Below are 24548 nucleotides of genomic sequence, written 5' to 3' on the forward strand. Positions count from 1 at the left end.
CGGGTTCACTCTCCGGGGTCGAGGGGTGCGAAGAAGGTGGTGGCGGTCAACTCGACGGGCGTGCCGGCCGGGACCAGGGCGACGGCGTCGGGCCACGTCCGGGGCGGCCCGGTGCGCAGCGACTCGGCGAGCCTGTCGCTGAACCGGGGCATCAGCGGCTGCGCGAGGTGGGCGAGGAGCCGGGCGGCGGCCAGTTGCAGGGCGGTGGTGGTGCGGTCCTCGGCGTCGTGGTCGGGGTGGTCCGGGTGGTGCGCCTGCGCCGCGGCGAACCGGACGGTGTCGGCGACCAGGTCGCGGAGGCGGACAGCCGCCTGGTTCAGGGAGAAGCCGTCCGGGCCGAGGTGGTGGGCGGTCGCGGTGAGATGGGTGTCGAGCAGCCGCAGGAACGCGGTGTGCTGCGGCGTCCAGGTGCCGGGCTCGGGGGCGAGCCCGCCGTGGCGGTCGACCAGGTGGGCCCCCAGGTCGTGCAGCCACTTCTGCCAGGTGCCGATCAGGGTCCGGCGCAAGGTGTCGTCGAAGGAGGCGCTGCGGTAGTCGGTGCGCTCCGTCTCGGGGCGGGTCAGGCACAGGTGGTAGCGGACCGCGTCCACGGTGCGCGGGGTCAGGACGTCCTTGCCCCAGACGGCGTGCCGCCGGCTGGTGGAGAACTTGCTGCCCTCCAGCAGGTAGAACTCGTTCACGTGGTAGTCGATGTCGGGCTCCCACCCGGGGTGGGCCAGGTGGTACAGCGCCGGGTACAGCACGGAGTGGTAGAAGCTGTTGTCGTAGCCGAAGAAGTGGACGATCTTCCACCGCTCCTCGGGCCGGTCGGCGCTCCAGGACTCGCCCAGCCTCTCGCCGAGGGCCTGGATGCCGTGCAGGAATCCGTACGACATCTCCGGCCACACCCAGATGACCTGGCCCGGCGTGTCGCCCTCGGCGGGGGTGACGCCCCAGTCGGCGGGGTGGGTAACCGGGACGTCCAGCCGGGCGCGGCGGAACAGCCGCGTCGCGAGGTCCTTGAGGCGGGCGGGCGTGCGGCCCCGTCGCTGGTGGTCGGTGACGACGGCGTGCAGGTCGTGCAGGGGGAGGGTCCAGCGGGTCAGCGGGGCGCGCCGCGGCGCCGCGGCGGACCCGTTCGCGGCCCTCGGGCGCAGGAGGTCGGCCACCGTGTTGGGCTCGCCGCACTCCTCGCAGATATTGCCGTTGGTGGGCTGCTTGCAGACGGGGCAGTCCCCGCTGACGTCGACCTCGTACAGATAGCGGCCCGTCTCCGCGTCGAAGAGGGCGTCGGTCGCGGTCGGGGTCACCCCGGCGGAGTCGGCGATCCGGGTGAAGTAGCCGCGCAGCCCGTCCCGGTACCCGGGCGCCGTGGCGGTGACGGTGTACTGGTCGGGGACGACGTCCAGCAGCGCCAGGGTGGCGGCGATCTCGGCGCTGTAGTGCGCCGCGGTCTCGGCGGGCGTGCGCCCCTCCCGCAGCGCGGCGTCGGTGACGTAGCTCTGGAAGTCGTCGCTGCCGGTGAGGTGCCAGGCCCGGGTGCCGTTCATGCGCTGGAAGCGGACGAAGGCGTCGGCGCCGAGGTAGGGGCCGCTGAGGTGCCCGAGGTGGAGGTCCCCGTTGGGGGTGGGCGGCGTGGAGAAGACGAAGACGGGGCGGTCCTCGAAGGTTCCGCGCGCGGTGGCGCGCGCGGTGGTCAGGGCGCGGTCGGCGTCGCGCCAGTACTGGGTGAGGAAGACCAGGTCGCGCTCGCCGGTGTTCTCCAGTACGTGGGCTTCGAAGGGTTCGAACAGGGCGACGGTGCCCGGCCCCACCGGATGGCGCTCGCCGTTGCTGACCACCACGCCCTGACCGGCGACGACCACGAAGCACTCGGTCTCGTCGTGACGGTGGCTGGTGGTGGCCCGACCGGGGGCGACCACGCCCCAGCCGGCCCCCACCCCGAGCCCGTCCACGGAGCTCATGCGGATCCCGAAGGCGTCGGTGAGCGGTGCGTCGTCCCAGCGGTTGAGCATCATGTCGGGTCCTTCCGGACGGATGGCGCGAAAGCATCGGACGGGGCGGCGCCGACCGCGTCGGGTGCGGACGCGGAAGCGGGCTCGGGTTCTGGGTCGGGTTCGAGGAGTCGTACGGTGCGCAGGGCGAGGGAGGGGGCCAGCCGGTAGCCGGAGCCGCCGGCTGCTCCGGTGAACACCAGGCGGCCCGTCGGGGTGAGGGGACGCACCTGCGGCCCGTCGGGGTGGTAGGCGTCGCAGAAGACGCGCCCGGAGACGGCGTGTTCGACGAGGTGGGGCGCGTACCGGCCCAGGACGTCCCGGGCCGCGGCGAGATCGGCGCCGGTGAGCGCGGTGTCCAGCCGCTCGGGGTCCACGTCCCACTCGGTGCAGGTGTACGAGAACAGCCAGTGGCCGCGGTGGTGGTACGGGAGGAGGAAGGCGTCCTCCTCGTGGAAGACCACCACGCCGTCGTCCGGGCCGGGGGCGCGCTCGACGTGCAGCGCCACGATCTTCTTCACCCGGGCGCCGATGGGCGCGACCAGGTCGCGCCAGGCCGGATGCCCCAGCCACGGCCCGGGTGCGAGGACGGTGTGGTCGGCCTCCAGCGTCTCACCGGTGCTGAGGGTGAGCCGGGTGCGGTCGACCGCCGGGTCGAGCCGGGTGACCGTGACGCTCTCCCGGACGGGGACGCGGGGGCGCAACTCGGCCATGAGCGCGAGGGTCAGGGCGGGGACGTCGGCGTAGTGGCAGCCGTCGACCGCCCAGCCGGCCGTGCCCGCGGGCAGTTGGATCAGCGGATGCGGCGCACCGACCGCGGGCCGTAGGCGCGCCTCGCGAAGATACGTTTCGTCGAGGCGGGTTCCGGCTGCGGCGACCACCGTCATGGGCAACGGGTGGACGGGCAGATCAGGACGGGTCGCGGCGAGGGCCGTGAGACGGAGTTGGCTCTCGGCGGCCATGGCGCGCACGGCCGCGCTGGCGCCCCGGGGGAAGTGCAGCCCCGCGGAGCGCCGGGTGGCGCCGCCGGCGACGAGGTCCTTGTCGATCACGGTCACCGAAGCGGTGGGGCGGGCGGCCAGCACCTCCCGGGCGACGAAGCAGCCGATCACTCCGCCGCCGACGACGGCGACGTCCGTGTGCGCGGGGCGGCGGGCTCCCGAGGGGGAGCGGGTGGTGGTCATGTGCCCTTCCCCGCTCGGGGGCGCTGTTTGGTGGACCACTCGATGAAGGACGGCAACTGCTCGTTGCTGGCGACCTTGCTGAGCCGGTCCGCGATGCGCTGGCTGCGCCAGGCGTTGAGGCTGAGGTTGGGGTCGGCCAGACCGCGTTGGCCGCGCGCGCCGTTTTGGACGAAGACGCGGCGGTCGTCCGGCCCGTCCCACCGCACGGCGTAGTCCTCGTCGACGCGCAATTCCTCGCCCTCGTGCTCCAGCCGCCCCGCGATCGGCGCGAGGAAGTCCAGCGGTGCGGGCGCGAAGCCGGTCGCCCAGATCACCACGTCCGCCTCGAAGAGCTCGACCGCCTCGTGGTCGTCGTTGTGCCGGGCGGACACCTGCCAGTCGCCGCACAGCCCGGCGGTGACGTCGAGGACGGTGCGATTGGGGTAGAGCCCGACGAGGTCGACCTGGCCGTCCACGAACCGGTGCAGATACGTGCGCTGGTAGATGTCGCGCAGCGTGGTGTCCGAAATTCCGTCGCTGGTGAGGACGTTGCGCTCGTTGAAGGACTGCCGCAGGCCCCGGCTCAGGTGGAAGAAGTAGTCGGCATGCGAGGGCACGTAGTAGTCGTTGGTGAAGGGGGAGTCGTCGATGGGGAAGTAGTTGCCCCGGCGCGAGATCCACGAAGCCCGGCGCGGCAGCTCGGACACCGGCCGGGAGATCAGGTCGAGGAGCGCCTCCGCCCCGGACTGGCCGCCGCCGATGACGACGACGCGTTTGCCGCCGAGGTCCCCGGCGTGGTCCAGGTACGCACTGACGTGGAACTGGGTGGGGCCGAGCCCGGCGCGCACCTGCGACGGCACCCACGGGGTGCTGCCCACCCCGAGAACCACGTTGTCGGCGGTGAGCGTGCGGCGGTTGGTGCGGACGGTGAAGACCCGGTCGAAGGCGACCTCCTGGACGTCCTCGCCGAAGACGACGTTCTTGTTGCTGCGGCTCGCCCACGCCAGGTAGTTGCGGAACTCGGCCCGCGGCACGGCGTCGAACCGGGCGTTGAGGAAGTGGTACAGCCGCCCGCTCTCGTGCAGATAGGCCAGGAACGAGAACGGATTGGTCGGATCGGCCAACGTCACCAGGTCCTTGAACAGCGAGACCTGGAGGGTGTTGCCGGGCAGCTGCTGCCCGTCGTGCCAGCTGAAGGCGTCCTTGCGGTCGAGGAAGAGATGGGTGACCTCGGGCCGGGCGTGCAGCAGCGACGCCAGGCTGAGGTTGGCCGGTCCGACGCCGACGCCCAGACAGCGGTAGTGCGTCGGACCGGATCGTGGGGGCTCGTGCGCCATGGGGGACCTCTCCTTCGGGCGCGTCGCCGCGCTCGGCGATGCGTAGCGGATCGGACGGGCTGTCGAACGGCCCGGTGCCTACGCCGCGCCCGGGTCGGGCCCCCGGGCGTCCGGGCGGGCCGGCGCAGGCGCGCAACTGGTGGTGGTCAGACCGTGCTGCCGGAGGGCTTCGAGCCAGCCGGCGACCTCACCGGGTGACTCGGCGGCCCGCTGGAGTCCCGGCCGCAGGGCGCCGTCGACGACCCGGGTCACGGCGTGCGCGAGGGGGAGACCGACGCAGCGGGCCATGGCGGACTCCTCGGCGCTGCCGGTGACGTCGAGCAACTCACCGCCCCGCCAACCCGGTTCGGCCCCGTCCCCGCCGGCGGCCTCCGGCGCGAGGGTGAGTTCGACGTGGAGGACGACGCGGTCCCGGTCGGCCGGGGTGGTGGGGTGCGCGCGGGCGAGGTCGTCGGCGAGGTCCCTGATCCGGCCCTCGTCGCCCCCGGCCACCGTCGCGAAGACGTCCCGCCAGGCCGCCCGCCAGCCCTCGTGCCGCAAGGTGCCCCGGACGAAGGTCGCAAGGCGCCAGGCGGGCGGGAAGCCGTACTGGGCGATGAAAGGGAGGCTGTCCCGATTGGGGTACACCTCGAACGTCTCCCCACCGACGGCCAACAGGCGCACCGCCTCCCACGGGCGCGGCGCGGTGCGCTCGGTGCCGCCGTCGAGGTAGCGGGCGGGCGTGCGCAGCGCGGCGAGCACCCCGTACGGCGCCCAGCTGAAGCGGTAGCGGAACTCGTCGGGCACCGCCGGCACGCCCCCGCAGTACGAGGTGAACCTCGCCGTGGCCGGCCCCTCGCCGACCTCCCGCCGCGCCCGCTCGACCAACCGGTGCGCCAACAGGTGGTCGATGCCGGGGTCCAGACCGCTCTCGGTCACCACGACGAGACCCCGCCCGGCGCCCTGAGCGGCCTGCTCGGCGAGTTCGGGCGTGGTGTAGCTGGTGCAGGCGAAGTGGGCGCCCCGTGCGGCGGCCACCGCGAGCAGCCGTGGATGCTGGGAGGCGGGCAGCATGGAGGCGACCACGTCCCCCGCGCCCACCGCGGCCTCCAGGGCGCCCGGCGTCAGTGCGCGGACCTCGGCGCGCCCGCCGAGGCCGAGTGCGTCCAGGCGCTGCGCGGCCCGTTCGACGGTGCGATCCCACAGCACCACGCGCCGGGCGTCGCGGCACAGCAGACCCAGCCCGCTGCGCCCGGTGGACAGCCCGGTGCCGACCCAGTGGACGACCCCGCTCGCCTGCGCCGCTCGACCGGTCGTCGCCGCCACGCCGTCGCCGTCACGACTCTGCCTAGCGGGCATGGGCCTCTTCCTCACTGTCGGTGGGGGACGGGTGGCGGCCCACGGCCGTGGCGAACGCGGCACGGCAGCGCGCCCATGCGGGGGCGGCGTCGAGGACGCCCAGATGCGGCAGCAGATCGGCGGAGAAGGACCGGCTCGCTACGACCGGTACCAGGGCCGGCAGGTTGTCGATGGCGATGAGGTCCACCGGGGGCGGCGCGTCCAGGAGCCGCAGCGCCGGCCGCTCCCACGTGGTGAGCGCGGTCGACAGCGGCAGCACGTTCAGCGGCGAGTTCACGTCGCAGGTGACGTCCGCGATCACCGACAGCCGTCGCCCGGCGGCGGGCAGTTGGGCGGGGGTCAAGAACGGCGGTACGGGCCGGTTCACCAGCACCGTGTTCACGAGCACGTCGTGCCGGAGCAGCGCCGCACGGTCGAGGGACCTGGTCTCCGCCAGGTCCCAGCAGGTGGGCGCGGTGCCCGCGACCGCGAGGGCGTCCCGGGCACCGCGCCCGCATCGGCCGAGCGCCCCGATCACCAGCGCGCTGCACCCCGGCTCGGACGCGCCGGCAGCGAGCAGCGCGTCCAGGTCGGCGCGGCTGCCGGGGCGCAGGGGGGCCGACAGCGCACCGCGCCGGTGCAGCACGGCGAGTGCGGCCCCCACGTATCCGGCCCAGTAGCCGAAGGCGGCGTGCCGCCGCCCGGCCTCGTCGGTGAGGTGCTCCAGGTCGAGCAGCACCCCGCCGCCGGCGGTGAACCGGCGCAGCAGCCGGGCCGCCCCCGGCTGCGCCTTGTAGGCGTGGCCGAAGTAGATGTGCCGGTGCCGCAGTTCGTGCGGGGTGTCGGGGAGTTCCTTCAGGCCCAGCACGTACGCATCGTGGGGGGCGCTCGGCCAACTGCCCCGAGCGGCGGTGGCACAGCCGGCGCCGGCGTAGTCGGCGAGCGGGAAGGCGCGCTGCGGCGACTCCTCGACGGTGACGCGCACGCCCCGGCGGACCAACTGCGCGGCGTCCTTGGGCGTCAGCGGCGCACGGGTCTCGCTGGCACGGACCTCGTGCCGCATCCAGAGGTGGGGCGGTGAGGACATCAGGGCTGCTCCTGACGGGGAGGGCGGGGGCGGGGCCGGCCGGGGCGGTCGCATCCGGCGGGGGCGCTGCGGCGGCGGGGAGTCATCCGAGGAGGAGGGGGCGTCGGGTGTCGATGGTGTCGGCGATGGCCTGGCGCAGCACGTCCGTCGCCCCTTCGTAGATCCGCAGCGAGCGGATCTGCCGGTAAAGGCGCTCGGGCAGGCTGCCGTGGACGATGCCGGCGGCACCGAAGAGCTGGAGGCATGTGTCGATGATGGTCTGCGCGGCCTCCGTCGCGTGGACCTTCGCGATGTTCGAGTGGCGGGCCGCGTCACGGTGGTCCCGGTCGTACGCCCAGGCCGCACGCGCCACCAGGAGCGCGGCGGCGTTGAGCTGGATGTCGACGTCCGCGAGCGAGGCGCGGACCACGGGCAGGGCGAAGAGCGTGGTGCCCTGGGCCGGGCGCGCACGGGTGTGCGCCAGCGCCGCGTCGCTGGCCCGCCGGGCGAACCCGACCGCCGCCGCGCCGACCGTCATCCGAAAGCGCTCCAGGAGGTCGAGCGCGATGACGAACCCCCGCCCGGGCCGGCCGAGTACGGCATCGGCGGGCAGCCGACAGGCGTCGAAGCGGAGGTGTCCGAAGGAGCGCGGTGCGATCGCCGTCACCCGCTCGCCGATCGACACCCCCGGGGCGTCGGCGGGCACCAGGAAGGCGGTGAGACCCAGCGCCCCCGGGCCCTCGCCCGTGCGGGCGACCACCACGAACAGGTCGGCGATCGTCGCCTGGGCGATCCACGCCTTGTGGCCGTCCAGGACCCAGTCGCCGCCAGCCTCGCGCCGGGCGGCGAGGCCGACGGCCGACAGGTCGGAGCCGGCCTCCCGCTCCGAGATCGCGAATGCGCCGACCAGCGAGCCGTCCGCCAGCCGCGGCAGGTACCGCTCCTGCTGCGCCGCCGTGCCGTGCCGGGCGATCGGCGTGGCCGCCAGCGACTGGATGGAGTAGGCGAAGTCCACCAGGTCCTCGGCGTACGCCAGGGCCTCCCGCGCCAGGCACACGGTCCGCAGGCCGCGGGGGACGCCCGGCGGCGCCGTCCGGGTGGTGTCGAGGGCGGCGAGCCAGCCGTCCTCACCGAGCAGGTGGACCAACTGCCGGCCCGCGGCGTCCGGGTCCATCCGGCCCACGGTCCGCCACAGCGGCCGATGGCCCTCGCACCACATACCGATCTCCTCGGCGAAGCGCCGGTGCTCGTCGGAGAAGAAGGGCAGAGCCACGATCTCGGGGTCGAAACTGCTGACGGCGTCCACGGGGCTACTCCGGGCCGGACGGGGGCCGTTGGGCCCTTCGGGCAGGGTGGTCGGGGACGAGGGCTGACGTGGCGTCACGAGAAGAGCACCGCCCGGGATATCGCGTCGGCGTCCTCCAGGATCACCGAGCCGACGCCGGGGCGGATCCCAGCGGCGGTGGCCCAGTGCACGTACTCCGTCGGCACCCCGTAGGCGAACCGCCGGGGGTGGGCCGTCCCCGCCGCGTCCACCACCCGGTACGGCCGGGTGGTCACGTCCAGACCGCCGCTCTCCCAGCCGCCCGCCCCGTCGGGGATCCGGTACGGGCGGCACTGCCCCGTCGCGCGCAGGTGCCGCAGCAGCGGATTGCCGCTGCGCCGCAGGTCCACGTCGGGGATCCGCGCCTCGATCAAGGTGGTGGTGCGGGCGTCGGAACCGGGGACGGCGGGGGAGCCGATGACGAAGGCGCCGCGCGCCGGATCGGTGCGCACCCTGGTGCCGGGCCCGGTGACCCTCAGCAGCCCGCAGTCGATGAGGGCGGCCATCTCCTCCACGCGCGAGCGCGGCGGGCCGATCGAGAGGTAGGCGTTGAGGGGGGTGAACCAACCGGCCACCTCGTCGCGGTAGGACGCGCCGGTGATGCCGCCGTGGTCGATCGCCGACCGCACCTCGTTGCGCAGGTCCCGCAGCACGTCCAGGGCGGCCTTGAGGGGATCGTCCACATTGCCGCCGCGGGCGTGCCGGGCGTCGTCGCGCAAGTGGCGCAGCAGCCAGCGGTTGAAGTCCTCGCGGTCGGCGAACGTCCGCCGCCCCCAGGGGTGTTCGACCATCGACCAGTCCCACTCGTCCGGCGCGCTCACGCCCCAGCGGCGCAGCAGCTGCGGGCGCTCCGCCTCGTGGCAGCTGCGGTACGCGGCCAGGAACCGCTCGGCCGCCGCCGCGCCCGACCGGGCGGCGACCAGGGCGTGGTGGTACACCGCCCGCACCTCGGCGTCCAGCAGCGGCCACACGTGCCGGCCGAAGGTCGCCCGCGGCGCGGCCCGGACGAGTTCGATCGCCTCCGGGGTGAGGAACAGCGGCTCGTGCCGGCCGGCCGGCCCCTTCTGGTTCTCCCCGCGCGCGTGGTACGGCACCCCGCGCCGCGACCCCGCCCACAACACCGGCTCCTGGCCCGACGGCAGGTATTGCAACCCGGCGCCGGACGGCACGTACTTGCCGCCCCGCCCCTCCGTCAGCAGCGCGAGGACGTCGAAGAACGCCAGGCCCAACCCGCGGATGCCGACGGACTCGCCGGAGGCGATGGCGTCCAGGTCGACGTCGGCGGGGTTGGCCGGCGGGACGTACCGCAGCCCGCCGCGGTCGGCGAAGCGCGCGAACTCCCGCTCCTGCGCGTCCGGTTCCACCGGGCCGTGCCCGAGCGCCAGCACCACGGCGTCCAGGCCCGTCAGCCGTGTGCCGTCGTCCAATGTCACGCACTGCCCGTGCCCGTCCCCGTCCAGCGCCACCGCGGTCGCCCGGTGCACCACCACCCGCACGGTGTGCGGGGCGAGCGCCACGACACGGCCGAAGACCCACTCCAAGTAGCGCCCGTACTGGGTGCGGGACGGGTAGTCGTCGGGGCCGGGCCGCTCGGCGCCCGGCCACCGCCGCCCCTCTTCGGCGCCCCGGAGCAGCCAGTCGTACAGGCTGGGCCCGGGGCGTACGGGTCCGGCGCACCGCACGCTCCCGTCGGTGAACTGGCTGACCTGGGAGGTCACCGTGTTCATCAGCAGGTGGTGGGACTGCTCGGTGCGCCAGACGCGGCCGGGGCCCGGGGGGTGGGGGTCGACCACGTGGACGGTCAGCCGTTCGGCGCCGGTGTGGTTCGCGCACAACCGCTCCAGGACCGCGAGGCCCCGCGGGCCGGCGCCCACGACGCAGACGGCTCTCGTCGACTGTGGCACGGTCACCTCTCCTTCCCTCCTTCCCCGGTCCGCGGGCGCTGGGTTAGTGCGCCGCTGCCCGCCGGGCTGCTTCTTCGGCGAATTCCCCGAAGGTCATTTCGGGGAGCTTCTCCATCTCCTCGTCGGAGAATTCGACGCCATGGGTGTCCAGCTGCATGACGAGCTCCGCGATGGACAGCGACTCCAATTCGAGCCCGCCATCTCCCAGGGGGGTTTCATCGGATACCGAAGCCACCTCGAAATTCATGCCGACAAGCGCATCGATCACGACTTTTCGCAGGTCTGATGGCATGGCACGGGCCTCCTATCGATAGGGGAACGCCCTGGGGGAACCACTGTGAAGCCCAGAGGGCGCAGTGCGGAAGCAGGGCGCAACGGGCGCCCGAGAATGCGGAGAAGAGTCCTCTTCCCGACGGGGAAGGGAATGCGCTTTCTTAGTGAAGCGCATTTCTTCGGAAAATCCAAGCCATGGTGCGCTGTTGGTTTGATTATTTTTCTGGAGTTCGGTTGCCGGCGAAGTTTTCACGGTCAGGCTTCGACGTCGAGATCGGTGAGCGGATAGGCGACGCAGGAGTGGGCGAAGCCGAAGCGTTCGTCGGACGCCCGCAGCCGGGCTTCCTCGGCGTGGAAGACCTCGCCGGAGCAGATCCGCACCCGGCACAGCGCGCACTCGCCGGAGCGGCAGGAGGAGCGCGGCAGCACGCCGTGGTCCTCCAACGAGTCCAACAGCGGCCGTCCGCGCCGGGCGCGAAAGCGCGCGTCCGGCCCGCCCCGGCCCCGCACGGTGACGGTGACCTCCTCCTGCGCGTCGAGTCCGGCGGGCCACTTCGGGTCCTTCGGCGGCGGCAGGGCGACACTGTTGGCCTCCAAGCGGATCCGTCGCCGCGGCTGCCCCAGCGACCGCAGCACCTCGACCATCGGGGCGTACTTGCCGGGTGCCCCGCACAGATAGGTCGTGCGGCCGTTCAACGGGCCGACCAACCGGGTGATCAGCTCGGCGTCGAGCGGCCCGAGGTGCCCCTCCCACCCCGCGGCCGGCTCGGCGACGACGTGGTGCACCACGACGTTCGGATGTCGGTCGGCGAGGGCGTCCAGGGCGTCGCGGAAGATGATGTCGCCCGCGTGCCGGGAGCAGTACAACAGGGTGAAGCGGCGCGGGAGTCCGTGGTCGACGATGTCGTGGATCATGCTCATGGCCGGGGCCACCCCGGAGCCGCCCGCGATGAAGACGACCTCGTCCCCGTGGAACAGCTCGTTGTGGTGGAAGGTGCCGATCGGCGGGCCGCTGGTGAAGCGGTCCCCTGGGCGGACGGTGTCGACCAGGTGGTTGCTGACCCGCCCGCCGGCGAGCCGGCGCACCGTCAGGTCGTAGTGGTCGCGCCGCGCGGGGGAGGAGGAGATGGAGAACGCCCGCGTCGTCACCGCGCCGTCGACGGGCACGGTGAGGCTGACGTACTGGCCGGCGAGGAAGGCCGGCAGGTCGCCGCCGTCGCCGGCGCGCATTCGTAACGTCTTGGTCGACGCGGTCTCCTCGATGACCTGGGCCACGGTCAGATCGAGTTCGACGGGGTGGTGCTCGGCGACTTCGGCGAAGGCGTCGGCGGGGTGCGTGACGCCGCGGGCGGCCCGTCGCTCCAAGGTCGCGATCACCTCGTCCGCGCCGTCGAAGAGTCGGGCCAGGGGGTTGACCGATGCCATGGGGACCTCGTTCGCCGTGGGGATCGCTCGACGGTTGTCGCTGTCGGGTCGTCGCGGGTCTGGGGTGTCATGGGACGCGTTGTCACAGGGCGGCCAGCAGCCGGTGGCACATGCGTGCCGCGGTCACGATGGTCGAGTTGTAGCCGCCGGCCGTGACCCAGTTGCTGACCAGGACCAGGCCGGGCACGTTGGGCTTGAGGTCGTCGTCGTGGAACAGCCAGCTGTCGGCGGCCTCCTGGTCGAAGCCGTAGATCGCACCGCCCGGCTGGCCCAGATAGCGCTTGAAGGTCAGCGGGGTCGCCAGTTCGGCTTCCTCGATCACGTCCCGCACGCCCGGGGCGATGGTCTTCACCAGTTCCAACAGCTTGTCGGCGTAGGCGACCTTCGCCCGCTGGTACTCCGCGGCGGGCACCTGCTCCCACGGCCGGGAGTACTGGAGGGTGATCAAGTTGAGCTGGGTGGCGCCCGCGGGCGCACCGCCCGTCGGCCGGACGTCGTAACAGCTCGCCAGCGCGAAGGGGACCGCGTCCAGCGAGCGCATGCCGTGCGCCACGGTCGCCTCGTCGAGGTCGACGGTGACGAAGTTCGTCGCCGTGGTGAACCCGAGTTCGGCCGCCGGCGCGTCCAGCCCCAGGTACAGGGCGGTCGCCGACACCCCCATGCGGCGTGCGCCCAGGTCCGCCAGCACTGCTCCCGGCACCTCGGCGGGATCCATCAGCCGGGTGTAGGTGGTGGTCGACGGAGCGTTGGAGACCACCACCCGACAACTCACCGACTCCCCGCCGGCCAGCCGCACCCCGCAGACCCGCCCCGCGCGGGTGACGATCCGCTCGGCCGCGGTGTGGAACCGCGCCTCGCCCCCGGCGTCCAGGAAGGACTCCAACATCGCGTACGACAGGACCTGGCTGCCGCCGACGACCTGGTACGGCTTGGTCTCCACGAACAGCGCCAGGATCCGGGCGAAGTCCATGAAGGAGACCGACGAAGGCAGTTGGCCGTTGTAGCACCAGTAGGACGACAGGGCGAACTTCACCCGCTCGTCGGTGAAGAAGTCGTCCAGCACCGCCCGGTAGCTGCGCAGCCCGTGGCGGCGGACGTCCCTCAGCCCGGACAGCCAGCGCAGCTGCTCGTCCATCCGGTGCAGGTTGGCCCGTGCCGTCAGCTGCCACAGACCGGTCTGCCGCACCAGGTCCAAGAAGCGCACCAGCCGGGTCCGCTGCCCGGGGAAGTGGCCGTCGAGCACGTCCGCCACGCCCTGCCAGTCGGCCGGCAGCGTCACGTCCACCACCCCGGGCACCACCGTCCGGTACAGCCGGTCGTCGGCGATGAACCGCACCCGGCGCGTCACGTCCATCTCGTCGAGCACGCCCCGCAGCGGCGCCGGCCCGCCGATCCCGCCGAGCTGGTGCAGCGACACCTCGAACTCGAAGCGGCCCCGGACGAAGGTGGTGGCCGCGCCCCCGGGGACGTTGTGCTGCTCCAGCAGCAGCGTGCGCATGCCGCCGCGCTGGAGCGTGGTGGCGGCGGCCAGGCCCGCGTTGCCCGCACCGATGACGATCACGTCGTAGTCGACGCCCATACCTCGGCTCCCTCCTGTGGTCGGTGGTTCACCCGCGCCCCCGGGGGGCGCGTCCCCTGCTCTCCCCGGGGGCGGGGCGGCGCGGGCCGGCGTCAGCCGCCGGCGATCAGGTCCTTCGCCCGCTCGCGCACCAGGCGCTTGAGCACCTTGCCGGTGATGCCCACCGGGATCCGCTCCGGCGCCACCACCACCGCGCCCGCCACCGGCGGCAGTCCGTGTTCGGCGAGCGCGGCGTTCACCCAGGCGGTCGGATCGTCGGGCGGGTTGGCACCGTCGGCCAGGGTGAGCAGCACGTACGTACGGGCCACCCCCTCGTCCTCCCAGCCGAAGGCCACCCCCTCGTCGGCCAGGCCGACCACCGTGCAGTCCGAGACCTCCGGAAGGCTGCGCAACAACACCTCCTCCGTGTACGCGCTGTAGACGACGCCCTCCTCGGTGCGGACCGCGTCCGTGGTGCGGTCCAGGTGGAAGAAGGTGTTCGCCGCGTCCCGGTACACCAGGTCGCCGGTGAGGAAGTAGCCGCCCAACCACTGCCGGTGCCAGCGGACGTTGTCGTTCCAGAAACCCGGCGTCAGCGAGCGCGAGCGCACGCCGAGCCGCCCGACCCGGCCCGGCGGCAGCACCGTGCCGTCCTCGGCGAGCGCCGCGGCCTGGGCGAAGCGCATCGGACGCCCGATGCACCGACCGACGTTCGCCCCGCCCGCCCGGTGCACGAAGTCGAACAGCACGTAGCCCATCTCCGTCGAGCCGAACATGTCGATGAAGATCGCCCCCGGGGCCCTGCGCGGCTTCAGGTCGGGCCCCGTGACCGGGTGCGAGCCCTTCTCCAGTAGCCGCCGGATGTGCACCTCGTGGGCGGCGTCACCGGAGGCGTAGTACGCCTCCACGCTGGACAGGTCGCGCTCCGTCAGGTCCTCGCCCGCCATCTCGCTGAAGGTGTGGGTGAAGCCGAAGACGATCGTCGGGCGGTGCTTCTCGATCCCGTCGAGGACGGCCTTGCCGCTGGGGTCGGTGAAGTGCACCACCGGCGCCCCCAGCACCAGCGCCAGCAACGTGTTCGACATCGCCGACACGTGGTGCCCCGGCAGCGCCAGCAGCCGCTTGCGCACCGAGCAGTCCTGACCGTCCGCCAGCCGGCTGAGCGCCCCGTGGAACAGCGTCTCGTGGGTGTGGAAGGCGGCCTTGGGCACGCCGGTGGTGCCCGAGGAGTGCGAGATCAAGATGGGGTCGGTCGCCGTGTGCCGGAACGGGAACGCGGCCGGCCGGTGCGCCCGGTCCTCGGGCACCACGTCGGACTGCACGGCCACGAACAGCGGCGCCGGGTCGTCCTCCAGGTGCACCAGCAGGTCGCCGTGGAACGGCTCGCGGGTCATCACCCCGACCACCTGCTGGCGGCGCAGGTACTCGCGCCGCACCGGCAGCGGCATGTTCGCGTTCACCAGCGAGGCGATCGCACCGATGCTGGTCAGGGCCATCAGGTTCAGCGCGAAGTCGATGATGGACGTGGACACGATGGCGACCGCGTCCTTCGCCCGCACCCCGGACCGGTGGTAGAAGCCGGCGTACGCCTCGACGACCTCGTGCAACTCGCCGAGGGTCAGCACCTCGGGACGGTCCCCCGACGGGGCGCGCCAGGAGCCGTCCGTCCACAGGACCTGCTCGTCCATCGAGCGCCCGTACAGCGGCAGCCGGTGCAGCACGTTGCCCGCACCGAGTTCCCCGTCGGCGAGTATCTTCCGACGCAGTTCCTCACTGATCATCATGTGGTGGTCTCCTGATCCTTCGAGGGATGGTGCGAACGACCGACCGGGCCGTCCGCGGGAGCCCTGCGGGCGGGGGACGGGCCGCGGGCGCGGTCGAGGGCGCGGTCCACGAGCAGACCGGCCGCGCCCAGGTACTCCCCGGGGTCCAACAGCAGGTCGACGTCCACCGGGAGCCGGTCCGCGCCGCCCGACTCCCGTAACGCGGCCACCAGCGCCTCGCGCGCCGAGGCCCCCGACTCCATCGCGGGCACCGCGCGCGTGACCGCTTCTTTGGCCCGCCGGCGCCCCAGCGCGGCGCCCAGCGCCACCGCCAGCCGCTCGGTCACCAAGCTGCTGCCGGTCAGGTCGGCGTTGGCACGCACCCGCTCCCCGTCCACCCGCAGGCCCTCGGCCAACTCTGCGGCCGTGTGCGCCGCCCCGCCCGCCAGCCGCAGGCACTCCCGCAGCGGCTGCCACTCCGCGTGCCACGCCCCGGCCGACCGCTCGTCCTCGCCCATCACCGACTGCTGTACGACCAGGGCGTACACCGGCAACTGGCGGGCGGCCGTGGCGACGAGTGTGCTCAGCACCGGATTGCGCTTCTGCGGCATCGCGGACGACCGGCCCCGCCCCGGCCGCGCCGGCTCGGCGACCTCCGCGATCTCGGTGCGCGCAAGGACGAGCACGTCGGCCGCGAACTTGCCGAGCGCCGTGCCGACGAACCCCAGGGCGGCGGCGAGGTCGGCCACGGGTGTGCGGGCGTGGTGCCAGGGCAGCGGGGGCGCCGCGAGCCCCAACTCGCGGGCGACCGACTCCACCAGCCGCAGCGCCCGGTCCGCTCCGGGCACGCCCGCCGCGCGCAGGTGCTCGTCGTACCCGGACAGGGTGCCGGCGGCGCCGCCCATCGACACCGGCAAACCGCGTGCCAGCAGGAGGGCGATCCGCTCGTGCGCGGCGCCCACCAGGGTCAGCCACCCGGCGGCCCTCAACCCGAACGTGGTGGGCACCGCGTGCTGGGTCAACGTACGGGCTGCCGCCACCGTGTCGCGGTGGCGTGCGGCGACGTCCGCAAGGGCCGCACTGATGCGGTCGAGGTCCACCAGCAGCAGACGCAGCGCACGGGTGGCCACCAGCATCGCCGCCGAGTCGAACACGTCCTGGCTGGTGCACCCGGCGTGCACGTGCCGCGCCGCTGCGGGGTGGACGTCGGCGACCAGCTCCGTCAGCCGGGCCACGAAGGGGACCACGGGATTGGCGGCCTCCCGGGCGTCGCGCGCCAACTCCACCGGATCCAGCGCGCCGCTCGCCCCAGCCGCCTCGATCGCCGCCGCCGTGTCGGCCGGCACGGCTCCCAGGCCCGCCTGGGCTGTGGCCAGTGCGACCTCGAAGGAGACCATCGCCGCCAGCCACGCCGGGTCCGACGTGACCGCTTCGACGGGTGTGCCCGCCCACACGGGGGACAGCAGCCCGGAGTCGGGGCCTGCGCTGTGGCGCCCTGCACCGGTGGTGGTCATCGGCCCGCTCCCGTCGTCCGCACCGTCCGAGCCGTGCTCGGTCCCTCAGCCGGCCAGGCGTGCAGCGCGAGCGGCACCGCACGCCCCCGCGACACCACCGCGACCATCACCCGGTCCCCGGCGGGCCGCCCGGATCCGGCGCGGGTCGCCCGCGGCGCCGCGACGAGCCGGGTCCGTCCCCACCACGGGGCCCCGCCCGCGGAGTCGACGCCGGCCAGTTCGCAGCGGGCCGCGCCGTCCGCCCTCACCAGCCGGACCTCGCGCCCACCGCGCGCCAGCCCCCGCCCGGTCGCCTTCACCGCCGCCTCCAGGAGCGTCCACGCGGAGAAGAACGCCTCCGGGGTCGCCAGGTCCCCGAGCCGGTCCGCGCCCGGATACACCGTCCCCAGCACCCGGGTGCCCGAGTCGACGTGCCGTACCACCTCCACGTCGGCGCCGATGGGCTCGTCGCGGCGGACCGCGACCAGCAGCGCCCACGCCGAGCGCGACCAACTCACGCACCACCGCGGATGGTCCACCAGCACGGGCCGCCCGCCGGGCGCGGCGGCGATGCGCAACCCGCCGGGCCGGCCGCCGACCGTTGCCGCGAGGACCCGCCGGATCGCCGTGCGCGCACGGACGTAGCGCTCGGCGGACGCCGGGCTGGCGAGGCGGTCGGCCCGCGCCCGCTCCGGGGCCGACAACGCGTCCCGGGGGTCGTCGGCGCCGCCTCGGCACACCGGCTCCCGCAGGTCGAGCAGCCACAGGGCCGCGGTCCCCGTCATGCGCCCGCCGCCCCGCTCATGGCCCCGGTCGAGAAGACCCGGGGCACGGCCTGCGGCTCGGGTTCCACGAGGTGCAGTGCGCCGACCGCCGGCCGCAGCGCCACCACCGCGACGGTTCGCTCGACGCGGACGTCACCGGTGCCCGGCACGAAGATCGGCGGCGTCGACAGCAGCGCGAGGTGCTCGGCGGGCGAGGCCGTCGGCGGCAGGGCGCCCAGCCGCAGGGCGCACGCCTGAAGCCGGCGCAGCGAGGAGTTCCGGGCGAACACGTTCAGCTTGTCGAACGGGATGAACTCGGGGTGCAGGAAGTGGTTCGTGTGGACCGGTTGGGCGGCGCGGACCACGTGCATCCGCCCGTCGAGGAACTCCACGCACGCGGCGGTGTCCGCGCGGGTGTCGCAGAGGGTGAGCGAACGGGAACTGGCCAGCCGCAACCCCTCCAGGACGCCCAGCGCCTCGTCCACCGACCCCGCCCCGTCCAGCACGTGACGCACCGCCAGGTACGGCGGCACCCCCGGCCCCCACCGGCCGCCGAGCACCAGGTTGATGCCCACGGCGAGCCCGTCGCTGTTCAACCCCAGATAGCCGAGCAGCCCGGCGAAGCTCAGGACCAGCACCTCGCGCGGCGCACCGGTCCGGCGCACCGACAGCACCGCCGTCTGGTCCTCCAGATCGCCGTTGAGGTCGACCGTCTGCGCGAGGACGGGGTCCGTGCCCCGGGCGCCGACGCGCGCGTAGGTGGTGCAGTCCCCGTGCGGCCGGCGAACGGTGCGGTACCCGGCGACCTCGCGGCGCACCTGCAGCAACAGCGCCTCCCGGTGGCTGATGCCGGCGCCGGCGGCCAGCCCGCGGATCTCCTCGGCGAGCTCCGGCACGGCCCGTTCGATCTCCGTGTCGAAGGCGGCGAGCACGGGCTCCAGGCCCGCCAGGGACAGCGGGGAGTCCAGCAGGTGGTTCAGCCGCGCGAGGCCGTCCCCGAGGAAGGACCGCAGGTGGGCGGCGCGCGCCGCGCCGTGCTGGCGGCCGAGTTCGAAGGGGTCACCGGCCAGCCGGAGCAGCGGGGCCGGCGCCGGCCCGCTCACCGCGGCACCGCCCTCGTGACGTCACGGCCCTTCCCGATCCCTACCATCGTCCGACACCTCTCCTCGCGTCAGGTGAGCTTGCGCAGCAGGACGCCGTGCCGGGCGCCCGGAACGCTGGAGGCCAGCAGATACAGCCCGTCGGGCCGCGCCCCGCCCGCGGCGACGAGGTCGGCCAGGTTGACGAGCGGGTCGGCGGCGAAGCAGTGGCCCACGCGCGCCACGTTGTCGGTGCGCACCTGCTCGGCCCTGAAGCCGGCCTGCCGCTCCTTGAGAGTCAGCAGCGGACGCACCAAGTTGGCCGGGAGCACCGCCGTCACCTTCTCCGGGGAGACGCCGGTGACGCGCTCCAACTCCCCGTTGACAGCGACGGCCAGACGGGGGTCGATCTGGTCCTCGCCGCCCAGCGCGCCGGCGTCCTGCGCGGCGGCGGTGGCCAGCACCGCGAAGGCGCCCGGCCCCTGGACCGCGGTCAGCAGACAACTCGCGGCACCATCGCTGAACAGGGCGAACTTCTCCAGCCGTACGGCCTCGTCGACGATCCGGTCAGCGGTGACCACCAACACCCTGCGGTGTGCGCCGCAGGCGACCAGCGGCCGGGCCAAGTGCAGGGCCGCGAGCAGGTTGTTGCACCGGTTGAGCGTCACCCCGCAGGCGAACGACACCCCCGAAAGCCCCAGTCCCCGCACGATCGCGCCGAGGAAGGCGGCGTGGTCGTCGACCGAGCCGGGGACCGCACTGGTGCATACGACCAGCCCGTCCACCGTCGACGGCGGCACCCCGACCGCCGTCAGCGTCGCCGCCCCGCTGTCGACGGCCAGGTCCACCGTGCTGCGCCCGGTGCGGAAGAAGCTGCCCCAGCCCCAGGTGTCGGGGGCCAACGGGATGCCGTACTGCGCCACGCGCCCCGGCAGGTCGTCGACGGCGGTGTAGGGCTCCTCGACCTCACCGAGCACATAGCGGGGCGCGAGGAGGAAGACGGGGGAGGTGTTCATCCGTCCGGTTGTCCCTTCGAGTGCCGTGGTGGTCGGAGGTCGGTGGTCGTCGGTCAGCGGTCGTTGACGGGCGGCCGTCGGGGCGGGCCGCGGTGCGTCACGGCGGCAGACGGACGACCGCCCGCGCCTCCGCGAGCACCCGAACGCCGTCGCAGGTCACCGTCAGATCGACGCGGACCCGGCCGTCGTCGCCGCGCTCCGCAACCCGACCGCGGACCTCGACGCGCGCACCGCGCCCGTCGTCCGGCACCGCCACCGGTCGGCTGAACCGGGTGCGCAACTCCACGACGGCGCCGCCGTCCCCCGCCCACGCGGTCACCGCCCCCGCCGCCACCGCCAGCGTCAACATGCCGTGGGCGACGACGTCGGGCAGCCCGGCCTCGCGCGCCACCCGCGCGTTCCAGTGCACCGGGTTGAAGTCCTCGGCGGCCCCCGCGTACCGCACCAGGTCGCCCCGGGTGAGGGTGACCGTGCGCACCGGGAGCTCGGTGCCCGCGCGGACGTCCTCAAGACCGGTCGTCATCGGGTCCACCGCCTTCGACCGCGGTCAGGGACACGAACGTCATGTGGGTGGTGACCACCGGTGCGCCGCCGGTGTCGCACACCTCGCCGCGCAGGCTCAACACGTCCCGGCCGCGCAGCGTCTGCGCCCCGGTGATCTCCAAGGTGGTGACCAGCCGGTCGCCGGCCCGCACGGGGCGGACGTACTCGAAGCGCTGGCTGCCGTGGACCAGGTACGTCGGATCGAAGCCGACGTCCTCGTACCGGAACACCTCCCGCATCGCGCGCATCACCACCACGAAGGGGAACGTCGGCGGCGCGGGGACCTCCCGGCGGCGCGGGCTCTGCGCGCCGCCCACCGCCACGTCCTCCACCGCCTCGTCCCCCGCGTCCGCGTCCCCCACCGCCTCGGCGAACCGCCGGAGGGCGCCCGCCTCCACCAGGTACGGCGCGGCGGGCGGGTACGTCGTGCCGACGCACTGCGGGTCCAGGCCCATGTCGCTCCATCCATACGTCTCGTGTCGAAGGGCGCCGACGCCCGCGGATCCCGCGCGCCGTCGGCCGCTCGATCAGTCGGCCGTGCGGTCTCGCTCAGTCGTCCCAGTGGTCGACGACGCTGCGCCGCACGTCGGCCGGGTACGCCTGGGCGAAGGAACTGTGCTGGAGCCGGCCCTCGCCCCAGGCGGGCAGCAGACCGTCGTGGACCACGCTCGGGCCGCGCATCGCCGCGCGCTCCTCGGTCGAGTAGCAGGCCATGAACGGCAACACCACGCCGTCCCACGACGCGCGCCGCTCGCGCGGGTGCAGCCGGGTCGCCAGCGCCCACGTCAGATCCGCCTCGTTCGACGGGTCCACGTCGTCGTCGAGGACGAAGGTGGCCGGCATCATCGCGCTGGGGCCACCGCTGTTGTGGATCACCTCGCCGATCCGCCTGACGAACTCCGCGGAGTCCACCCCCGGCAGTACGGCGCGCCAGGTGTCGGGCACGGTCACCACCGTCCAGTGCATGGCCGCGGCGAACGGCATCCACACCGTGGTGATCGGCAGGCCCGCGGCCCGCAGGGCGTACAGCACGTTCGCCGCCCGACCCGTCCCGGTGACCGTGTGGTACTCGTCCGGCGGCCGACCCTCGGCGACCAGCGGCCAGATCGGCGCGGAGCGGTGGGTGATCGCCGACACGGAGAACACCGGCTGCGGCGAGGTGTGGGTGGAGGCGTACCCGGCGTACTCGCCGAACGGCCCCTCCACGCTGTCGCGCCCCACCGACAGGTGCCCTTCGACGACCACTTCGGCGTGCGCCGGCACCTCCAGGTCCACGGTCTCGCAGCGGACCACCTCCACCGGCTCGCCGAGCAGCGCACCGATGTAGCCGACCTCGTCCACGCCCCGCGGCAGCGGGATGCCCCCGACCACCGGGATCGCCGGCGCCCCGCCCTGCACCAGGGCGTACGGCATCGGCTCGCCCCGCTCGGCCCACGCCTGCCACACCAGACCGAGGTGTTGCGGAGGCATCACCAGACCGGTCATCCGCTGCGCGTCGAGCATCATGATCCGGGTGATGGACCAGTTGGTCCACGCGCCGTCGGGCGTCTTGGCGACGATCACGCCCCAGGTGTTGAGGTAGCGCCCGCCGTCCTGTTCGTGGATGCGGGGGATCGCGAAGCGGTCCAGCCGGGCCTCGGGTCCGAGCAGTACGTGCTGCTTGCAGGGGGCGTGCCGGCGCGCCACCTCCTTCGGCGGCACGGGCGCCGCGTCACGGGTGCGCACCAGGTGGTCCACCAGGCTCGCAGCGTCCGCATCGGGCGACAGTCCCACCGAGAGGGCGAGCCGGGCCAGCGGCATGTCGGGGCGCGAGCTGACCCCCGCGGGCGCGCCCAGCAGCCGCATCCCGATCCGGTCCTCCACGACGCGGGTGAACAGCGGTGCGGGTGCGCGCAGTTCGTAGGAGCGCCGGGTGTGGGCCGCCGCCTCCAGATCAGCGCTGACGGGCCGGTCCACGGTCTTGAGGTCCCCGATGGCGGCGAGCGCATCGAGGTACTGGCGCGTGTCGACGAGGTGGGCCATCACGACGCTCCTTCCGTCCGGGCCCGCGGGGCCTCGGTCTCCTTGTGCACCACGTCTGCGGCTCCAGTGGGCGCCGCGGCCCGTCGCACCTTCGACACCTGCGTCCTCCCTCGACGTCGCCAGCCCCGATCCGAACCGCCTCAGTGCCCCCGCCCGGCGCACCGGACAGGGTCGTGCGGCTCACTTCAGACAGGCGCGGAACCGACAGACCTCGGCCCCGTCGCGCATGCAGCTGACGACCTCGTCGTCGGCCTTCACCCCGATGCCCTCGAACCAGCCGGCGCGCAACTCCAGGCACGGACACCGGTACTCGGCCAGCGAGCGGCTGGCCGCGAGCATCTTCAGGGCGAAGTGCTCGCGGACCACGGTGTCCCAACTGCCGTCCGCCGCGAACCCGGTGACGTCCAGGCGCACCATGGCCCGGGAGAACATCAGCCGGGCCAGCGCCTGGAGCACGGCGGCCACCTCCCGCGGGCCGCTGCCGGCGGGCAGCGGATGGCGCCGGCCGTACTGCCAGGCGACGCGCCGGGCGACGAACCTCATCACCTCCGCGTTCAGCTCGTTGGCGACCTCGGCCCCGAAGCGGGCCCGCACCGCCTGGTACCAGCGGGCGTCGTGCAGCCACCAGGACTGCCGCAGCACTGCGATCTCGGCGGCGAGCGGAAAGTCCGGGCCCTTCCCGACGTCGTGCGTCACGGTCCCTCCCCGTCGTCTCCGTCGTCCCCGTCGTACGCGCCGTTCCCGTCGTCTATGTCGTACGCGCCCCCCTCGCCGGCGCGGGCCCGGCCCGAGTCGAGCCCGAGCGGGCCGCCGTCGACGCTCATGAGCACCGCCTCGGCCCGGTCGGGCCGATCGCCCCGGATGGCCAGCTCCACCCACACCACCAGCACGTCGTCGGCGGACCCGTCCTCGATCAGCAACTCGGCCAGCTCCCTGCCCTCGGCGGCCGGATCGCCGGCCGGGCTGATGCAGATCACCGGCCCCGCAAGGCCCCAGCGCGCGGCGACCACACCGAGCACCGCGCTCGGCACCGACTGGTAGAACAGCAGCGGTGACGCCTTCCTCCCGGCGTCGACCGCCCCCGTCACCGCTGCCTCGGTGGCCATGTCACCCCAGCGCGACACCATCACCAGCGCAGTCCCGCCGGCGCGCCGCGGCGGCGCGGGCGGCTGGCCGAAGACCGCGCTCAGACAGCGGTCGGCGACCTCGGCGACGAGGGGGCCGAAGGGCGAAGCGGTGAACCCCGGCAGGTTCGGCGGACGGTCGGCGTCCCCCGGCACCGGCCACACCGCGCGCCCCAGCGTCACCAGCCGTACGAGGCTCGTCGTCATGCCGCACTCACCACCAACGCCGTGTTGGCGCCGCCGAAGGCCGAGTTCAGACTGAGCACGTGGCGCGCCTCGCGCTTGCGCGGCCGGGTGAGCACCAGGTCCAGCCGGCACTGCGGATCGGGCCCGAGGTAGCCGGAGTTGATCGGCAGCAGTCCCGAGCGCAGCGCCAGCACGCAGACGGCGAACTCCACCACGCCCGCCGCCTGGAGCGCGTGCCCGTGCATCGACTTGGTCGAGCTCACCGGGATCCGCTCCGCGTACGCGCCGAACGCCCGGTGCATCCCCGCGGTCTCCGCCGCGTCGTTGTACGGCGTCCCGGTGCCGTGCGCATTGACGTAGTCGAGGTCCCGGGGCCGCAGCCGCGCCTTGCGCAGCGCCAGCGCGATCGACCGGGCCATCCCGAGGCCCTGCGGGTGCGGTTGGCACACGTGGTGGGCGTCGCCCGCCATGCCCCATCCCGTCACCCGCGCCAGCGGTTCCATCCCCGCCCGGCACCCGGCCGCCTCCAGCACCACCGCGCCGGCCCCGTCACCCAACAGCAGCCCCTTGCGGCCCGCGCTGAACGACCGCAACCGACCGTCGGCCGCCAGCGCCCTGCCCGCGTCGAAGGTGGTGAAGGACTCCGCGTCCACCAGGTGGCCGGCGACCACCACCACCCGCTCCCGCCGCCCCGAGGAGATCAGCGCCGCCCCCTCGGCGATCGCCGCGCTCGCCGCGACGCACGCGTTGATGTACGTACGCCCCGCCTCCCCGAGGCCGCAGGCGCGCGCCACCCGCTGCGCGGTGTCGCCGATCGGGTGCGGCTCCTGCTGTGCCCGCGGCAGCCGGGACACCACCGGGTCCGCGTGCCGCGCCGCGATCACGAGGGCCGACGCCCGCTCCGTCGACGACAGCCCGGCCTGCTCGCACGCCCGCTCCGTCAACTCCGTCAACTCGGTTTCCAAGTCCAGCTCGGCGGCGCCCTGGGCGGCCACCCCGACCCGGTAGCGGCTGGTGTCGAACCGGGTCACCCGGGTGAACGCCGGAGTGCCCGAGTAGACGCCGGCGCCGAGCGCCTCGACCCCCCGCCCGTATCCGGTGGTGACCGCCAGCCCGGTGACGACGACCGCCCGGCCGCCGGCCCTGCCTTCCGCGTTCATCGCCCGCCTCCCCGCGTCGGTGTGGACCGTGCGTACGTTCCCTGCGCGCAGCTCGCCC

The 24548-nt window shown here is 74.0% G+C and carries 21 protein-coding genes; all 21 read right to left on the bottom strand.

Translation table 11 applies throughout. The features are described from left to right. Positions 1 to 5: 5 nt before the first annotated feature. The 21 genes from ABZ842_RS26840 to ABZ842_RS26940 all read right to left on the bottom strand — a co-directional run bounded on the left by ABZ842_RS26840 (position 6) and on the right by ABZ842_RS26940 (position 24490). A complete protein-coding gene (locus tag ABZ842_RS26840; protein ID WP_361541756.1) occupies positions 6 to 1997 on the bottom strand; it encodes a class I tRNA ligase family protein in 1992 nt (663 codons plus the stop codon). After that, positions 1994 to 3157: an FAD-dependent oxidoreductase gene (locus tag ABZ842_RS26845; protein WP_361541759.1), complete on the bottom strand. Its 1164-nt coding sequence runs from the start codon at positions 3155 to 3157 to the stop codon at positions 1994 to 1996. The genes ABZ842_RS26840 and ABZ842_RS26845 overlap by 4 nt, the downstream gene beginning before the upstream one ends. Next, positions 3154 to 4473: a SidA/IucD/PvdA family monooxygenase gene (locus ABZ842_RS26850; RefSeq protein WP_361541762.1), complete on the bottom strand. Its 1320-nt coding sequence runs from the start codon at positions 4471 to 4473 to the stop codon at positions 3154 to 3156. Before ABZ842_RS26850 ends, ABZ842_RS26845 begins: the two co-directional genes overlap by 4 nt. Positions 4474 to 4551: 78 nt before the next feature. Beyond that, positions 4552 to 5811, bottom strand: coding sequence for a saccharopine dehydrogenase family protein (locus ABZ842_RS26855; protein WP_361541765.1), 1260 nt, complete (start codon positions 5809 to 5811; stop codon positions 4552 to 4554). Then, positions 5801 to 6877 carry a saccharopine dehydrogenase gene (locus tag ABZ842_RS26860; RefSeq protein ID WP_361541768.1) on the bottom strand — a complete coding sequence of 359 codons (1077 nt, stop codon included), beginning with the start codon at positions 6875 to 6877 and terminating at the stop codon, positions 5801 to 5803. The genes ABZ842_RS26855 and ABZ842_RS26860 overlap by 11 nt, the downstream gene beginning before the upstream one ends. Positions 6878 to 6959: 82 nt before the next feature. After that, positions 6960 to 8162, bottom strand: a complete 1203-nt coding sequence (locus ABZ842_RS26865) for an acyl-CoA dehydrogenase family protein (RefSeq protein WP_361541771.1) — start codon at positions 8160 to 8162, stop codon at positions 6960 to 6962. A gap of 74 nt (positions 8163 to 8236) precedes the next feature. After that, the gene (locus ABZ842_RS26870) at positions 8237 to 10090 is read right to left on the bottom strand and encodes an FAD/NAD(P)-binding protein (RefSeq protein ID WP_361541774.1); all 1854 of its coding nucleotides are present in this window, start codon (positions 10088 to 10090) and stop codon (positions 8237 to 8239) included. 37 nt (positions 10091 to 10127) lie between these two features. Next, positions 10128 to 10376: an acyl carrier protein gene (locus tag ABZ842_RS26875; RefSeq protein ID WP_361541777.1), complete on the bottom strand. Its 249-nt coding sequence runs from the start codon at positions 10374 to 10376 to the stop codon at positions 10128 to 10130. A 236-nt stretch (positions 10377 to 10612) separates the two neighbouring features. Further along, the gene (locus tag ABZ842_RS26880) at positions 10613 to 11782 is read right to left on the bottom strand and encodes an FAD-binding oxidoreductase (RefSeq protein WP_361541780.1); all 1170 of its coding nucleotides are present in this window, start codon (positions 11780 to 11782) and stop codon (positions 10613 to 10615) included. A gap of 82 nt (positions 11783 to 11864) precedes the next feature. Beyond that, a complete protein-coding gene (locus tag ABZ842_RS26885; protein ID WP_361541783.1) occupies positions 11865 to 13361 on the bottom strand; it encodes an NAD(P)/FAD-dependent oxidoreductase in 1497 nt (498 codons plus the stop codon). Positions 13362 to 13453: 92 nt separating this feature from the next. Continuing rightward, positions 13454 to 15124: a class I adenylate-forming enzyme family protein gene (locus tag ABZ842_RS26890; protein WP_361541786.1), complete on the bottom strand. Its 1671-nt coding sequence runs from the start codon at positions 15122 to 15124 to the stop codon at positions 13454 to 13456. Beyond that, positions 15121 to 16617, bottom strand: a complete 1497-nt coding sequence (locus ABZ842_RS26895) for a lyase family protein (protein ID WP_361541788.1) — start codon at positions 16615 to 16617, stop codon at positions 15121 to 15123. The genes ABZ842_RS26890 and ABZ842_RS26895 overlap by 4 nt, the downstream gene beginning before the upstream one ends. Then, the gene (locus ABZ842_RS26900; RefSeq protein WP_361541791.1) at positions 16614 to 17381 is read right to left on the bottom strand and encodes a 4'-phosphopantetheinyl transferase superfamily protein; all 768 of its coding nucleotides are present in this window, start codon (positions 17379 to 17381) and stop codon (positions 16614 to 16616) included. Before ABZ842_RS26900 ends, ABZ842_RS26895 begins: the two co-directional genes overlap by 4 nt. Then, complete coding sequence (locus ABZ842_RS26905; RefSeq protein ID WP_361541794.1) at positions 17378 to 18463, bottom strand: C45 family peptidase; 1086 nt, start codon at positions 18461 to 18463, stop codon at positions 17378 to 17380. The genes ABZ842_RS26900 and ABZ842_RS26905 overlap by 4 nt, the downstream gene beginning before the upstream one ends. A gap of 68 nt (positions 18464 to 18531) precedes the next feature. Further along, positions 18532 to 19455, bottom strand: coding sequence for a 3-oxoacyl-ACP synthase (locus tag ABZ842_RS26910; protein WP_361541797.1), 924 nt, complete (start codon positions 19453 to 19455; stop codon positions 18532 to 18534). 97 nt (positions 19456 to 19552) lie between these two features. Then, positions 19553 to 19978 (bottom strand): MaoC/PaaZ C-terminal domain-containing protein, encoded by a 426-nt coding sequence (locus ABZ842_RS26915; protein WP_361541800.1) that lies wholly within the window; start codon positions 19976 to 19978, stop codon positions 19553 to 19555. Continuing rightward, entirely contained in the window at positions 19962 to 20453 is a 492-nt protein-coding gene (locus ABZ842_RS26920; RefSeq protein WP_361541803.1) for a MaoC family dehydratase N-terminal domain-containing protein, read from the bottom strand. The genes ABZ842_RS26915 and ABZ842_RS26920 overlap by 17 nt, the downstream gene beginning before the upstream one ends. A 94-nt stretch (positions 20454 to 20547) precedes the next feature. Further along, the gene (locus ABZ842_RS26925; RefSeq protein ID WP_361541806.1) at positions 20548 to 22020 is read right to left on the bottom strand and encodes a UbiD family decarboxylase; all 1473 of its coding nucleotides are present in this window, start codon (positions 22018 to 22020) and stop codon (positions 20548 to 20550) included. 180 nt (positions 22021 to 22200) lie between these two features. Beyond that, positions 22201 to 22716 carry a hypothetical protein gene (locus tag ABZ842_RS26930; RefSeq protein WP_361541809.1) on the bottom strand — a complete coding sequence of 172 codons (516 nt, stop codon included), beginning with the start codon at positions 22714 to 22716 and terminating at the stop codon, positions 22201 to 22203. Next, positions 22713 to 23351 carry a beta-ketoacyl synthase chain length factor gene (locus tag ABZ842_RS26935; protein WP_361541812.1) on the bottom strand — a complete coding sequence of 213 codons (639 nt, stop codon included), beginning with the start codon at positions 23349 to 23351 and terminating at the stop codon, positions 22713 to 22715. Before ABZ842_RS26935 ends, ABZ842_RS26930 begins: the two co-directional genes overlap by 4 nt. Then, a complete protein-coding gene (locus tag ABZ842_RS26940; RefSeq protein WP_361541815.1) occupies positions 23348 to 24490 on the bottom strand; it encodes a beta-ketoacyl synthase N-terminal-like domain-containing protein in 1143 nt (380 codons plus the stop codon). The genes ABZ842_RS26935 and ABZ842_RS26940 overlap by 4 nt, the downstream gene beginning before the upstream one ends. Between the last annotated feature and the right edge of the window lie 58 nt (positions 24491 to 24548).

It is taken from the genome of Streptomyces sp. NPDC047315, assembly GCF_040643215.1.
Taxonomy (GTDB): Bacteria; Actinomycetota; Actinomycetes; order Streptomycetales; family Streptomycetaceae; genus Streptomyces.

What these genes read in the sequence shown, in the direction of transcription:
- ABZ842_RS26840 (WP_361541756.1), bottom strand. Translation starts at nt 1,997, where the DNA reads ATGATGCTCAACCGCTGGGACGACGCACCGCTCACCGACGCCTTCGGG.
- ABZ842_RS26845 (WP_361541759.1), bottom strand. Translation starts at nt 3,157, where the DNA reads ATGACCACCACCCGCTCCCCCTCGGGAGCCCGCCGCCCCGCGCACACG.
- ABZ842_RS26850 (WP_361541762.1), bottom strand. Translation starts at nt 4,473, where the DNA reads ATGGCGCACGAGCCCCCACGATCCGGTCCGACGCACTACCGCTGTCTG.
- ABZ842_RS26855 (WP_361541765.1), bottom strand. Translation starts at nt 5,811, where the DNA reads ATGCCCGCTAGGCAGAGTCGTGACGGCGACGGCGTGGCGGCGACGACC.
- ABZ842_RS26860 (WP_361541768.1), bottom strand. Translation starts at nt 6,877, where the DNA reads ATGTCCTCACCGCCCCACCTCTGGATGCGGCACGAGGTCCGTGCCAGC.
- ABZ842_RS26875 (WP_361541777.1), bottom strand. Translation starts at nt 10,376, where the DNA reads ATGCCATCAGACCTGCGAAAAGTCGTGATCGATGCGCTTGTCGGCATG.
- ABZ842_RS26880 (WP_361541780.1), bottom strand. Translation starts at nt 11,782, where the DNA reads ATGGCATCGGTCAACCCCCTGGCCCGACTCTTCGACGGCGCGGACGAG.
- ABZ842_RS26885 (WP_361541783.1), bottom strand. Translation starts at nt 13,361, where the DNA reads ATGGGCGTCGACTACGACGTGATCGTCATCGGTGCGGGCAACGCGGGC.
- ABZ842_RS26890 (WP_361541786.1), bottom strand. Translation starts at nt 15,124, where the DNA reads ATGATGATCAGTGAGGAACTGCGTCGGAAGATACTCGCCGACGGGGAA.
- ABZ842_RS26895 (WP_361541788.1), bottom strand. Translation starts at nt 16,617, where the DNA reads ATGACCACCACCGGTGCAGGGCGCCACAGCGCAGGCCCCGACTCCGGG.
- ABZ842_RS26900 (WP_361541791.1), bottom strand. Translation starts at nt 17,381, where the DNA reads ATGACGGGGACCGCGGCCCTGTGGCTGCTCGACCTGCGGGAGCCGGTG.
- ABZ842_RS26910 (WP_361541797.1), bottom strand. Translation starts at nt 19,455, where the DNA reads ATGAACACCTCCCCCGTCTTCCTCCTCGCGCCCCGCTATGTGCTCGGT.
- ABZ842_RS26915 (WP_361541800.1), bottom strand. Translation starts at nt 19,978, where the DNA reads ATGACGACCGGTCTTGAGGACGTCCGCGCGGGCACCGAGCTCCCGGTG.
- ABZ842_RS26920 (WP_361541803.1), bottom strand. Translation starts at nt 20,453, where the DNA reads ATGGGCCTGGACCCGCAGTGCGTCGGCACGACGTACCCGCCCGCCGCG.
- ABZ842_RS26925 (WP_361541806.1), bottom strand. Translation starts at nt 22,020, where the DNA reads ATGGCCCACCTCGTCGACACGCGCCAGTACCTCGATGCGCTCGCCGCC.
- ABZ842_RS26935 (WP_361541812.1), bottom strand. Translation starts at nt 23,351, where the DNA reads ATGACGACGAGCCTCGTACGGCTGGTGACGCTGGGGCGCGCGGTGTGG.
- ABZ842_RS26940 (WP_361541815.1), bottom strand. Translation starts at nt 24,490, where the DNA reads ATGAACGCGGAAGGCAGGGCCGGCGGCCGGGCGGTCGTCGTCACCGGG.